This window comes from Arthrobacter sp. Sr33 (assembly GCF_054511195.1).
This window is the reverse complement of record NZ_JBTNDD010000015.1, coordinates 1-13090: the sequence shown is the minus strand read 5'-3', so window position 1 is coordinate 13090 and position 13090 is coordinate 1. Positions and strand designations below refer to the sequence as shown.

The 13090-nt window shown below is 61.2% G+C and carries 13 protein-coding genes and 1 tRNA gene; 6 read left to right on the top strand and 8 right to left on the bottom strand.

Translation table 11 applies throughout. From position 1 onward, the window contains the following. Positions 1–1023: 1023 nt before the first annotated feature. Positions 1024–2226 (top strand): IS110 family RNA-guided transposase, encoded by a 1203-nt coding sequence (locus ACX80T_RS15650; protein WP_459304888.1) that lies wholly within the window; start codon positions 1024–1026, stop codon positions 2224–2226. Here ACX80T_RS15650 and ACX80T_RS15645 read toward each other — a convergent pair. After that, a complete protein-coding gene (locus tag ACX80T_RS15645) occupies positions 2214–2534 on the bottom strand; it encodes a hypothetical protein (RefSeq protein WP_019481259.1) in 321 nt (106 codons plus the stop codon). The genes ACX80T_RS15650 and ACX80T_RS15645 overlap by 13 nt on opposite strands. Before the next feature lie 130 nt (positions 2535–2664). After that, positions 2665–2829: a helix-turn-helix domain-containing protein gene (locus ACX80T_RS15640; RefSeq protein WP_443110800.1), complete on the bottom strand. Its 165-nt coding sequence runs from the start codon at positions 2827–2829 to the stop codon at positions 2665–2667. On the opposite strand from ACX80T_RS15640, the gene ACX80T_RS15635 reads away from it, so the two are divergent. The 3 genes from ACX80T_RS15635 (at position 2783) to ACX80T_RS15625 (ending at position 5459) form a co-directional block, all read left to right on the top strand. Further along, entirely contained in the window at positions 2783–2941 is a 159-nt protein-coding gene (locus ACX80T_RS15635) for a hypothetical protein (protein ID WP_019481260.1), read from the top strand. The genes ACX80T_RS15640 and ACX80T_RS15635 overlap by 47 nt on opposite strands. A gap of 1617 nt (positions 2942–4558) precedes the next feature. Then, the gene (locus ACX80T_RS15630) at positions 4559–4738 is read left to right on the top strand and encodes a hypothetical protein (protein WP_019481262.1); all 180 of its coding nucleotides are present in this window, start codon (positions 4559–4561) and stop codon (positions 4736–4738) included. 10 nt (positions 4739–4748) lie between these two features. Further along, on the top strand, positions 4749–5459 hold the full coding sequence (locus tag ACX80T_RS15625; RefSeq protein ID WP_019481263.1) for a hypothetical protein: 711 nt from the start codon (positions 4749–4751) through the stop codon (positions 5457–5459). Positions 5460–5772: 313 nt separating this feature from the next. On the opposite strand, the gene ACX80T_RS15620 is transcribed toward ACX80T_RS15625, so the two are convergent. From ACX80T_RS15620 to ACX80T_RS15600, 5 genes are all read right to left on the bottom strand, one after another. Next, entirely contained in the window at positions 5773–6153 is a 381-nt protein-coding gene (locus tag ACX80T_RS15620) for a hypothetical protein (protein WP_459304887.1), read from the bottom strand. 859 nt (positions 6154–7012) lie between these two features. After that, positions 7013–7708 (bottom strand): helicase associated domain-containing protein, encoded by a 696-nt coding sequence (locus ACX80T_RS15615; protein ID WP_019481266.1) that lies wholly within the window; start codon positions 7706–7708, stop codon positions 7013–7015. A 479-nt stretch (positions 7709–8187) separates the two neighbouring features. Further along, a tRNA-Lys gene (locus ACX80T_RS15610) sits at positions 8188–8260 on the bottom strand. A gap of 90 nt (positions 8261–8350) precedes the next feature. After that, positions 8351–9448, bottom strand: coding sequence for a PQQ-dependent sugar dehydrogenase (locus ACX80T_RS15605; RefSeq protein WP_459304886.1), 1098 nt, complete (start codon positions 9446–9448; stop codon positions 8351–8353). A 6-nt stretch (positions 9449–9454) separates the two neighbouring features. Further along, positions 9455–9586, bottom strand: coding sequence for a hypothetical protein (locus ACX80T_RS15600; protein ID WP_019481268.1), 132 nt, complete (start codon positions 9584–9586; stop codon positions 9455–9457). A gap of 116 nt (positions 9587–9702) precedes the next feature. Between ACX80T_RS15600 and ACX80T_RS15595 the strand changes: the two genes are divergently transcribed. After that, positions 9703–10653: a 2-hydroxyacid dehydrogenase gene (locus ACX80T_RS15595; RefSeq protein ID WP_459304885.1), complete on the top strand. Its 951-nt coding sequence runs from the start codon at positions 9703–9705 to the stop codon at positions 10651–10653. Positions 10654–10688: 35 nt separating this feature from the next. Here the strand turns inward: ACX80T_RS15595 and ACX80T_RS15590 are convergent, their stop codons facing one another. Then, on the bottom strand, positions 10689–11144 hold the full coding sequence (locus tag ACX80T_RS15590; RefSeq protein ID WP_459304884.1) for a hypothetical protein: 456 nt from the start codon (positions 11142–11144) through the stop codon (positions 10689–10691). A 152-nt stretch (positions 11145–11296) separates the two neighbouring features. Between ACX80T_RS15590 and ilvD the strand changes: the two genes are divergently transcribed. After that, on the top strand, positions 11297–13000 hold the full coding sequence (ilvD, locus tag ACX80T_RS15585) for a dihydroxy-acid dehydratase (protein ID WP_459304882.1): 1704 nt from the start codon (positions 11297–11299) through the stop codon (positions 12998–13000). Positions 13001–13090: the final 90 nt, after the last annotated feature.

Below are 13090 nucleotides of genomic sequence, written 5' to 3'. Positions count from 1 at the left end.
GCGCCCGATCTTGTGGCTGCGCTGAGAATCTATGGACTTCACCCGATTGACATAGCCCGGGTAGTGAATGTAGATGTGGAAACAATGGCTGCTTGGAAGGTAAGGGGTGCCAAGCCTCAAGCCAGCACCCATGCCAAACTCGAGGACCTGCGGGAGATCATTCTTCTACTCTCCGACTCGCTAAGCCCACGCGGAGTAGGACAGTGGCTCTACGCCCGGAACCGGATCTTGGACGGACAACGCCCCCTGGATGCCCTGCGTGACGGGCACAAAAAAGGGACCTTAGGCGCAGCCAGAGCCTTCGTGGATGGGGCATACGTTTAAGACGCCCGGACCGAGGTGAGAGACGGTAGTTTAGTGATCCTCCAAGAGTCCCAGCCCAGTCATCCGGTGAACCTACCTTCGACCATTGCACATGCGGCAGCCAAAACTTCCTCGGAGCGGCCTTCCGAGATGGCATCGATGGGGGAGTCTTCACTGAGCCAAGGGTTGGAACCGATGAAACCATAGCCGTGCAACATCCCCTCCTTCCGCGGAGGCGACTGTCTGCCACACGCGGTGGGCGATCCGGAGTCGATCTTGAGAGTTCGCGGTCCCTTGATCCCAGGTCAGCGATTTACGTAGATGCTCCGGGACCACGGTCATCGACCCGGCCAGGCGGTCACGGAGGTTCTCTGCTCCTCTGTTGCCGGCTAAATGCACGAGGATCGTGAATCGTGTGGTGCGTTCCACGAGGGTGCCGATCGCCGATCGGCTGCCCTTCCCAATGTTGAGGTCCCCTTCCTTACGGTTTTGTTGTGGGTGATTTCGGGGCTGTCGTAGTGTTTCGATCACCCTCGGGTGGCGGGTATGGCGCAGATCTCCTTGCCGCGTGGACGGCTCACTGGGAATGGCCGCCCGCTGCCCGGCCGATAACTCGACCGCTGATTGAGACTTGCGACATTGATCGTTGGGTAAGGACGTGCCGGCGTGGTTATCGATAGGGCCAATTAGCAGTGGAGCTGATCGAAGGGACCGAAGAATATGCCAACATTTTGGGTGGGAATCGACTCGGGCAAAAGCGCCCATCATTGCGTTCTAATCGATCAGACGGGCGCGGTGCTGCTCTCGAGACGGGTCGAGAACGACGAAACAGTGTTGCTCGACTTAATAGCCTCGATCGCGGAAATTACGGCGGGTGCCGAGGCGTGTTGGGCCACTGATCTGAACTCCGGCGGCGCAGCACTGTTAATCGAGCTTCTAACTACGCACGCGCAGCATCTGCTCTATATTCCTGGGCGAATCGTCCATCACGCCGCTGCAACATATCGAGGCGACGGTAAGACTGACGCGAAAGACGCCCGGATCATCGCCGACCAGGCCCGCATGCGCACGGACCTCCAACCCCTCCGCGGCGCCGACCAGATCAGCGTGGATCTGAGGCTTCTGACCGCCCGCCGCACCGACCTGATCTGTGACCGTGTCCGGGCGATCAACCGGCTGCGCGCCACTATGCTCGAATACTTCCCAGCGTTAGAGCGGGCATTCGACTACTCCAAAAAGGCCCCCTTGATCCTCCTGGGCGGCTATCAGACTCCGGAGGGTATCCGCCGGATCGGTCTGACCCGGCCCGCTGCTTGGCTACGGAAACGCGGCTGCCGGAACAGCGCCAAGATGGCGCAGAAAGCACTCATCGCCGCGAACTCCCAGCACACAGTCCTTCCAACCCAACGCACCGGCTCTGCCCTCGTCAACCGGCTGGCCGAACAGATCAGCGCTATCGACACGGAGATCGCCGACGTTGACGCCGAAATTACCGAGCTCTTCGGGCAGCACCCCAGCGCAGATGTTCTGCTGAGCATGCCAGGCTTCGGTCCCATTCTGGCAGCAACGTTCCTCGCGAACATCGGCGGTAGCCTGGACGCTTTCGACTCAGTTGACCGGCTGGCGAGCGTCGCCGGGCTGGCTCCGGTCCCACGTGATTCCGGACGAATCAGCAGAAATCTCCATCGGCCCCGCCGCTTCAACCGCAGACTCCTCCGAACCTGCTACCTCGCTGCACTCTCCAGCCTGAAGAACAGCCCAGCCTCGCGCATCTACTACGACCGGAAACGCGGTGAAGGAAAATCACCCAAACAAGCACTCATTGCCCTCGCACGGCGCCGCATCAACGTCATCTGGGCCATGCTCCGCGACCACACCCCCTACCAAGAACCAGCCCCGCACCTCACCGCTCATGCTGCTTGACTAACGCATTGAGATTCCCAATGCCCTGGCACTAGCCGGTTCGTGGCCTCGGCTGACCGGTCGCGGATCATCACCATGTCGGGGAAGCGTTTGGTGCGGTGTTCTTTCCTCCTGCGGGGCCGGCGTCCGGTTCGTCCGGTGCGCAGAGTCAGGGCAGGGTTGACCGCAAGATCGAGGCTTCCGCGCCCATACAACGCCTGGTAGACGGTTTCGGGGACGACCTGCATCTCGGTGCGGCCGGGGAACTCAGACTGGAGCCGGTTGCTGATCTGGCGTGGACTCCAGCGTTCGAGGAGGTGGGTCCTCACGAACTCTGTCAGCTCTGCGCTGGCGGCGATCTTCCCGACCCGGGGACGGCTCCGCCTGCGTTCGGCGCTGCGCTGGGCTGTCCGCGGGTCGGTAGTTGCCGGAGGGATGGTGGGTGTTCCGTCGGATCTCTCAGCTCACGGTCGACGGACTACGCCCGAGCTCCATAGCAATGGCTCGAACACTGCGCCGGGAGTGGAGCAGGTCCGCGATGATGATTCGTTCTGTTTCCGAGAGGAAACGGACGGAGATGACCGATGGTTTTCGCCGTGAGATCGGCGGGTACTTTGTGACCACCCCCGTCTTCGAGGTGGCGGTGTGCCCGTGCCGCCACCGCGTTCCCGAACTCCGGCTGATCCCGACGACCCGACAGGCTTCAGGATTGCCCATTCCCTGTTTCATCAGCTGATCATAATGAACGCGCGCGGCGTTCTTCGGAGGCGCTCCCCGAACCCTTCCAGCTCGTTTCATCACGGCCATAATTGCAACTCCTTGTAGGCAGGTGTTGCAACGACCACTAGACACCAAGCCGTCAGAACGGCTCAATTTTCGACCGTCACCGACAATCTCATGGGTGGCTGCCCGGAGAGCCTCTCCAAGGCTGGAGAACGTAGCGGGAACAGAGCTAAGATCCCTTTCCATCTCGTGATCATTCCGGTATGGTCACTCCAAAGCAGCCTAGGAGGGGTGCTTTCCGGTCGACCGAGGGGTCCCTGTGGCTGAGTCAACTAAATGCGCAAAGTGCGGATCACCTAAGGTTCCAGGCAAACCTTGCCTTGGCTGTGGGGACGAAAGTTAACTCATGTCGATGGTGAATCCGGTGACATCGAAATTTTGTGATCCGAGGCTGAAATGTATAGGCGCACGGTAGGGTGAGCTGGTTCAGTAGGCTTTTTGGCGGCCAGCCGCCCCCCTCGGACCCAGCATCGGCAGGCATCTTGGATCGCGTGCACATAGTCCAGCCGGTGGCAGAACTGGACGGTATGTCTGCGAGGCCGGTAGCTTTCGGCATCTGGAGTGACCCGATTGTTCGTCCGCCCTCATCCGACTGGGAAAAGCGATTGTATGCGTACGCTCGGAAGTGTGCAGGGCAGCTTGCTAGCGCCGGCGTCCCACTCTTTCGAAGTAAGTGGCCTAGGAACGGGACCGGCACGTACACTAACGCTTTTTGGCTTCTGGCGGTCGATGTCCGCCGAGCGAACCGAAGTTGGAACAAAGAGGTTGTCCACAACGGCTCGAAGGCTGACCTAGGTTGCCCTCCGCTGCCGAGCAAAAATGAGTTTGATGGACAGTTCCGGGGCCCTGCGTTGCTCCTGACGCCATCCGGGGTTTTGTGCACAGCCGATGCGTGGGGATCTATTGCAGGCAGCGAAGGTGTGGTCGACAGCCGAACTATGGACATCGTGTTCACAGGTCTCGGGGCCAACTCCGTGCAATTGCAGTCATACGACTGGGGTTGGGGAAATGCGGGGCGCTGGCGGTTACATCCGCAGGACGACATGGAGCTCTACGGTCTCCAACTCACCGTTGAATCGATGCGTTTCGAGTACAGATACAAGCCTGGTTCCGACAGCCACACTGATGGTAGAGGAACCAGCATGGCACTCAAGGCTTACGTCGAATCCAACGGAACGGTTAGATGGCCTCGCAATTTCCTAATGTTCTACGACGATTAAGCTTCACCTGCCGCGAAGGGGATTTACCGGCGGGTGATTTGCGCCGGCCGCTTTCAAGGCGCTTGTTGCGAGGCGGCGTTGAACAAGCTTTGTATAAACGACACTTTTCGGGCAAGCTATTGCCCGCAAGTCTCCTCACTCCTAGACTAGGAAAAACTCAATGGTCGTTGGAGGTTACTATGCAACGGGCAATACGAATGTCGATGTACATCTGCCGGTCGTGTGGGGCGGAAGTGGCTTATCCGGATAAATACCGCAAATGCCCAGTGTGCGGTATTAAGTGGTAGCTAGTTTGACAGGCGTCAATTTCATCCTGAGAACCGCACTGTTCTTGCTGCTACACAATTGTCGTGAATGACCCAATCGCCGCGGAGTACGCAGAACGGATCAAGGACCAGGTACGGCAGCGCTACGGGATCGACGTCGACAACACCGGGGACATTGACCAGCAAATTTCCGCAGCGGATGGTGAAGCCGTTCACAAGGCTCTAAACACTCATGTTCCGGCGGAGTGCAGCAACGTTAGCTGAGAGGATTCTGATGGGATTGCTCGACTGGTTCAAAGGCGAAGCTCGGAAGCAGGGTAGCTCAAGCACAACGACAGAGCCATCGAAAGTGGAAGCCGCCACAGAGCCACCGAAAGTGGAAGCCGCCACAGAGCCACCGAAAGTGGAAGCCGCCAAGAACACGCTACTCCCGCCTGAGGTTGTCGTGGCAACGACTCCATGGGCACAGAACATCGTTCGCTATGCCCGGAAGGTTAGCCACGGCTTGCAGCAGGAACAAGTACCAACGTGGCTGGATGAGGGTTACTGGGTGATTTCCGCTGATGTGTTGGAGGCAACGTGGCACGTCCCGGTGAAGAATAAATGGACTCTCAGACAGGGCTACATGAGGGAAGGGTTGTGCTCCGGCACTGCCTTAGTTCTATTCACGAATGGTTCCGTCGCGAAGACTGAGTTCTTTGGTCATTTTTACTTCGAAGAAGAAGGCAGGAGCTATACATTCTTAGATGCTAATGTCGATTCCTGGGGGCGCAACACATGGGGGGCGAACAACTTCGGGTCGTGGCGTCTGGGTACCGGTGGATTCGGGCGAGAAGCTCAGGCAACGCGCCAGGAGGGATTTAACGGCAGGTGGAATCATCAGTGGGCTGACGAGCGACCGCTTGGACTAGGAACATCGCTAGCCCTAAAGCGCTTTTCGGAGACCCATAAGACTCAACTGCCACGTTATTACGGCAACGGCTGACGCCGGGTATGTGCCCCGCAATAATGCGCCTAGAGAATATAGAAATTAAACTGGAAGGCGCTGGTAAAAATCTTCAGGACGTCTCAGGTGAGAAGAATTAAAGATCGCTCGTAGTATCGTAGATAGGTCCATTGCTGTCGCGACTGTGCGACGAATGCTCGGAGCACCCTGCGGCAGCGTGCCACTGCCGTGCTCGGTTTTTCGGACAGGACGTCGCCCATTACGATGGCGTCTGCATGTTCCACAAGGTCAGTATCCGACGAGTATGTCGGTAATTGCCCGCGGATTCCATACCCAATCCGCATGCTTGGTACTAGATCTCGAGCGTGGCCCGGACGTGGGAGTTTGCCTGCGATTTATCCTGCGCGTGGATTAGGTCCTCGGCACGGTCTTCTCGTGTTGCGTCGACGGGGGAGTCGTCGTTGAGCCAAGGGTTGGATCCGATGAACCATAGCCGGGCTACATGCTCTCCTTCGGCGTCGGAGATTATCCGCCACACCCGGTGAGCCAACCGGAGACGCTGCTGAGCTTCCGGACTGGGTTCCGGGCCGTTGACCTTCTGCCAATCGCTACTGATGCCACGAACAGGGCTCCCGGTCAGCCCACCGACCAGCGTTACTCCGAGCCCCGCGTTTAGACGGCGCACGAGCTCCCGGATTCCTACTTCTGCTGCTTGCGCGTCGAGCATGCTCATCGACTGCTCCTGGTTCACCGTTGGTTCGGCCGGTAGCTACCAGCAATTGGCCGGTTCGCGAGTTCAAAGACCCAGTTGGGTGTCGGCTTTCCGAGCTTGGAATCAGTCGTGATGCGAAGGCGAGCGGCGAGAATGAGTACCCGCTCCATACTCCCGTTCCCGCTACATTCAGGGCCTGCTAATGTTCGTTCTGTAGCGTTCCGGTGACCATGGTAGCCGGTAAGCCATACTGACGAATCAGCACGCTTAACCCGTATTCGCAGGGTGAGTTGCCCATATTGAAGCCCCGAAGGAGCGAAAACTTCGGGGCTTCTTCGCGATGAAAGCGATAGGCATGCCAGCTCGCATGTGGTAGCTCCGGAACGTCTTCTGGCGGTCGGGATAGGTGCCGTCCTCTTATAAATCGCGTCTTGACGAGCGAGCGAACTCGGTCGATACTCGATTCCCCGGCCGGGAGATTCCCGAGGCAGCCGACAAGATCAGAGAAAGAACGGAGTTCTTCGGCGCGGCCTTGACAATAGGTGTGCCTGTTACGCAACGGGTTTCGGCGCGCCGTAGCTACGCCAGGACGAATTCGTTCCGTCGGCGACATCGACGTGCAGAACCACGTGGTCAGCAAATCACGAGGGATCTTGGATTGATAGGCAAAGAGCAGAACGGCTGTCAGTCTTGGCATCCCTCTGTGCCTAAAGTGGTCCTCACCGTTGCCCCCGCCGATCTTGCGGTAATGGTCCGCGACAAGAACCGGCGCACGGATGTAGCAAATCAGCGCTAGATGGACGCCTACTCGAGGCCGCAAGCAGTATATGGGCCAGAGCCAGCTGAGAAGGCCTCAGCCGGGATAATCAGAGGACTAGGCTCACCGCCGCCAGGTTTCCCATCTGGGGATCCGTTCGTCCAACCGCCGGTGGCGGTCCGGGTCCAGGGTGCCGTCCCGGTGCAGGCCGGGTTGCGTCGTCACCCAGGTCGAGAGGATGTTCTCGTGCCGGTCCTCGCCCCTGCGGAACCGGGGGAGATGCCCTTCTGCTGCCTGGAACGCTGCGACCTCATCCAGGCGCTGCGCCCACAGCTGCACGTGGGCTTCCGCCCGCGGTGGGCCCACCCAGTCTCCGAAGGCATCCTGTAGGGCAGCCCGGCGTTCCTCTGCCATGGTTCCGCGGCGGATCTGCCTGCGCTGGCCGGCAACCCATTCGGCCATGCGTTTCTCAGCAGGGTCTTTGGAGAGTGCCCGAGGCATCCGCCGACGCCGCCGGTAGAACGTCCGCACCTCCTGGAGACGCTTCTCCCAGGATGGCCGCGGCGGCTTGCGCGCCCGGTCAGCGGCCGACGGCAGCGAAGGTTGGTCGTGGAGCATCAGGCGTTTGCCTGCCAGCTCCGGGCGGGTCCTCTGGAAAGTGAGGATCACCCGGCGGACCCGCTTGAGGGGAACCCGGCAGTGGTGGGCAATCTGCTCGCTGCTCATTCCGCGCAGGTACATGAGCCGCCACTCGGCCGCAGAAATGCACGGACCCCAGTCCTCGGGACCCTCAGCCTCAATGCCAGCGGGGACGGCCATAGCCAAGGATAAGGTCCATCACTCTGCTTGCGGAAGGAGCACCTGACCGCCGGTGAAACGGTGGTGGGTCTTGGCGATCAGGGCCGCCGTCCGGCGCAACTCCATCACCGCCTCCACCTCGGTCGAGCAGAACTTGAACCGGGCAATGATCTCTGCAGCACTACCGCAGGTTCTTGGTCACGCGGCGGTGGCCCGGTGTCGGCAGGCGGTGACGTCCGAGGGCGTGATGGACCGCACCTGTTTGACATGCGGACTAACCCAGCCGTGCTTCGGTGTGAACCCTTGTGAACCCTTGTGAACCTGGTGAATCTCGCAGGGTCCGCGTTACGGATTCGTTGTGTTGCATGCGATAGCAGCAAGGGACCGCGGGCCGACTTCCAATCAAAGTAACCCGCAAAGTGACACTTTTCGCGTTTTCATGGGGTACTAAAAAACCGTCTGACCGGGCATAATGCCTAGTCAGACGGTCATCTACTAGGTGCACCCCTCGGGACTTGAACCCGAAACCCTCTGATTAAGAGTCAGATGCTCTGCCAATTGAGCTAGAGGTGCATGTTGACTGGGCCCATCGGGCCAACCGCAACAGCATGAAACTCTACCAGCACTTCTGCTGAAACCTGAAATTGGTTCTTTGCTGGGCGGCTACGAGGCGTCGACGGTGATCACCCGCGATTCGGTGCCCTCGTTGGTGGCGATCAGTAGTTCTCCGTCCGTTCCCTGGATTACATCGCGTAGCCGTCCGTATTCGCCGTCGAAGTGGCTGACCGGTGCGTTGGCGGCCCCCGCCAGCAGTGGCACCTGCCACAGCCTCTCTCCGCGTAGTCCGCCGATATAGGCAATGTCATCGACGATTGCCATTCCACTCGGGGAGGAGGTGGCGGTAGAGGGCCACACCACCTGGGCGTCGATGAAATCGGCTACGCCGGGGGCGCCAGTGACTGACGGCCACCCGTAGTTCCCGCCGGGCTCGATGAGGTTCAGCTCGTCGTCGACCTCGGGACCAAATTCGCTGGCCCACAACCGGTCGGCTGAATCCCAGGCGAGGCCCTGCACATTGCGGTGTCCGAGGCTGTAGACGGGCGACCCGTCAATGGGGTTGCCAGGCGCCGGCTCGCCGTCGCTGGTGATTCGGAGGATCTTGCCGGCCAGGCTATCAGGGTCCTGCGCGGCGTCCGCCTGAGCGGCGTCGCCGGTGCCCACATACAGGTAGCCGTCCGGGCCGAATTTGATCCGTCCGCCGTTGTGGATATGGGCCCTCGGCAGACCGGTCAGCACCTCTTCGGGCTGGCCGAGGCCCTCCTCGCTGTAGGTGAGGCTGGAAATCCGGTTGTCGGTCGGGCCGGTGTAGAACACGAACAATCTGGGGTCCGTGTCAAAGTCTGGGCCGATGGCCAGCCCCAGCAAGCCGCCTTCACCGGCGGCTGCAACCTCGGTGCCGAGGGCTCCGACGGTAGTTGTCTCGCCGTCAGCCACCCGTTTGATCTCCCCGGTCTCGCGTTCGGTGACCAGCAGCGATCCGTCGGGCAGCGTGGCCAGCGCCCACGGGACGTTAAGCCCTTCCGCGCGAAGGTCGCCGGGGGAGAGGTCGGGAAGCCGGATAGGTTCCGGTTCAGTCGCTGGCGCTGGCGCCGGACTGCCGCCGACAATTGGACTGGGCTCACCAGCCGTGCACGCTGCAAGGGACAGAAGCACGACGACGGCGGTTGCCAGAGCGGACGGTAGCCGCCGGGTGCTCGCCAAAATGGTCTAATCCTTCCGGCTGGCCGGCGGATCAGTGCGCGGGTGGGTGTCGACGTCGTCGGGCGCGCTCCGGAAGCGGAACCACCAGACAGCGCCAACAATGACGACGATCAGCAGCACCCAGAAAACTACGTCCATGACACGATCCTTACGCACCTGGTGGGACACCCACCGCCTTCGACGTTACGACCAACCCGCGCGAGTGTCCACAGCCGTGGAGGGCGCTGGCCGCAACTGGACGTTAGGCTTTCGGGATGGACAAGATCAAGACAGTTTCGGTGCCCAGTGTTGAAATGCTCGATGCGCTGCAGCCAGCGCCGGATGGAATCTCGGTGGTGGTGTGGGACTTCGACGCGGATCCGGTGGGTGCAGATCTGGCGGAGATTGACGCCGCCGTATTGCCTTACATGTCCTCGCCCGAGACTTTCGGTGCTGCAGTCAAGAGCGCGCCGAACCTGCTGCTGGTACACACCCAATCCACTGGCTATGAGGGTATCCCCGAGTTGGTGGGCGACGACGTCGCCGTTACCAGCGCCGCGGGCGTCCACGCCGCCGCGACCGCTGAGCTCGCGGTTGGCCTCACAATCGCCTCGCTCCGAGGCATTGACGACGCCGTCCGCAACCAGACTCTGGGTCAGTGGCGGCCCGGCCGCTATCTCGGCCTCGCCGACCGCAAGGTGCTGCTGGTGGGCGTCGGAGGAATCGGCGTCGAGATTGCCCGGCGTCTTGAGCCGTTCGAGGTGGAGCTGACCCGGGTCGGCAGTTCAGCCCGCGACGACGAATGGGGGCACGTGCACGGCAGCGACGAGTTGGTGACGCTTGCAGGGGAAGCCGAAGTGCTGATCGTCATCACACCACTCACCGATGCGACCCGAGGGCTGATCAACGCCGAAGTGCTGGCAGCGATGCCCGATGGCGCACTGGTCGTCAACGTGGCCCGCGGCGCGGTGGTGGATAGCGAGGCTCTGACGGCGGAAGTGATTGCCGGTCGCCTGTCGGCGGCTCTCGATGTGTTCGATCCGGAGCCCGTCCCCGAGGGACACCCCCTGTGGTCGGCGTCCGGGGCGCTGATCACACCCCACAGCGGCGGCAACACCGGCGCATTCTGGCCGCGAATGATCAAGTTATTGCGGCGCCAGCTGGTCAGCTTTGCTGCCGGCGAGGAGCCAACCAACCTGGTGCAGCGCGGATCCCTCTACCGCTAACGGTTCCCGACGGCGGGTGCCCTGGAGTTTGGGTGCTAGGCCATCGCGATGAAGGCGGCCATAAACGCGTCGAAGTCCTGATGATCGTCGCGTTGATCGATCACCAGCTGTGAGTGCGGACCTGAACTGAAGCGCGCCTCCGGTTGCACTCCGAACTGGAATGTCTTTCCGGTGCTGGTGCCTACTTCGTAGTTACCGCTGGCCAGACGGTGGGCATGCGAGAGGTTGGTCATGTTGATTTCCACGGGGATGCCGGTGCCCGCCAGAGTATGCGAGTCGACAGGAGCGATCATGATTTCGGTTGGTTGCCAGCGGTAGCCCAGTACGTAATATTTCGGCATAGTGACACGGGCGCCATCGGATTCCCGTTGTTTGTAGCGCTCATTGGCAGCAAAGACCAGGTTGTAATCGCCGTAGTTGGGGATCTGCGAGTCGAAGACTTTTCGCAGATCATCCTTGAGTTGGTCGCTATCAGGGGCTTTGTCGGTCACTTCTGGCGGGTCAGGGTCCGATGGAGGCGTCGACATAGGACCGAGTTTACGTGCCATAGCTCCGATGACGAGAGTCCGCGTGACTCCCGCGTCCCGTAACAGGGTGGTCATATGGCATTGCGGGGAATGCGGGTACGCCTAGACTTTGACCCATGAGCCTGGAAAATACCCCTGATATTAAGCCGCGAAGCCGGGCCGTCACTGATGGATTTGAGCGGGCGCCAGCCCGCGGAATGCTCCGTGCGGTCGGCATGGGCGACGACGACTTTGCGAAGCCGCAAATCGGCGTCGCAAGTTCGTGGAACGAGATTACTCCCTGCAACCTGTCACTGAACCGGCTCGCCCAGTGCGCCAAGGAAGGCGTTCATGCAGGCGGCGGGTTCCCGATGCAGTTCGGCACCATCTCCGTGTCCGACGGCATTTCAATGGGCCACTCCGGGATGCACTTCTCGCTGGTCTCGCGTGAAGTGATCGCCGATTCGGTGGAGACCGTCATGGAGGCCGAGCGGATTGACGGTTCGGTCCTGCTGGCTGGCTGCGACAAGTCGCTGCCTGGCATGCTGATGGCCGCAGCACGTTTGAACCTCGCGAGCGTCTTCCTCTACGGCGGTTCGATCATGCCGGGCTGGGTGAAACTGGAAGACGGCACCGAGCGGGAAGTCACACTGATTGACGCCTTCGAGGCGGTGGGCGCCTGCGCCGCCGGCAAGATGAGCGAAGAAGACCTGACCCGCATCGAGAAGGCAGTCTGCCCCGGCGAAGGCGCCTGCGGCGGCATGTATACGGCCAACACCATGGCCTGCATCGGCGAGGCCCTGGGCATGTCGCTGCCAGGATCGGCCGCGCCGCCGTCGGCCGATCGCCGTCGTGATGATTTTGCCCGCAAGTCGGGTGAAGCAGTGGTCAACCTCCTGCGCCTCGGGATCACCGCGCGGGACATCATGACCCGCAAGGCGTTCGAGAACGCTATTGCCGTCACCATGGCTTTCGGCGGGTCCACCAATGCCGTGCTTCACCTGCTGGCGATTGCGCGTGAAGCCGAAGTTGAGCTGACGCTCGATGACTTCAACCGCATCGGTGACACAATCCCGCACCTGGGCGATCTGAAGCCGTTCGGCCGTTACGTGATGACCGACGTCGACAAGGTGGGAGGCGTGCCGGTCATCATGCGGGCGCTGCTCGACGCCGGGCTGCTGCACGGGGACGTCCTGACCGTCACCGGCAAGACTCTGGCCGAGAACCTCGCGTCGATCAATCCGCCGGACCTCGATGGCAAGATCCTTCGCGCCATGGACAACCCGATCCACGCCAGCGGGGGCATCACCATCGTCAAGGGCTCGCTGGCTCCTGAAGGTGCAGTCGTCAAGACCGCAGGGTTCGACGCCGAGGTCTTCGAAGGAACTGCCCGCGTCTTCGAGCGGGAACAGGGTGCGCTGAAGGCGCTCGCCGACGGCGTCGTGAAGGCCGGCGACGTCGTCGTCATCCGTTACGAGGGACCCAAGGGTGGCCCGGGGATGCGCGAAATGCTCGCAATCACCGGCGCGATCAAGGGCGCGGGCCTCGGCAAGGATGTGCTGCTGCTGACCGACGGCCGGTTCTCCGGTGGCACCACGGGTCTGTGCATTGGGCACGTGGCACCAGAAGCGGTCGACGGCGGACCCATCGCCTTCGTGAAGGACGGCGACCGGATCCGTATCGACATCCCCAACAAGAGCTTTGACCTGCTGGTGGACGAAGCCGAACTCGAAAGCCGGAAGGTCGGCTGGGAGCCGCTCCCGGCGATCTACACCAAGGGAGTGCTCGCGAAGTACGCCAAGCTGGTGCACTCGGCCTCCGAGGGCGCGTACTGCGGCTAACCCCTCCCGGAACAGCCCCCCCCCCCAAAGAAAGGGGGTCCCGGGACGGGTCTTTTTTTTCTTGAGTCTCGTTCTTGCAAATAGGTGGAA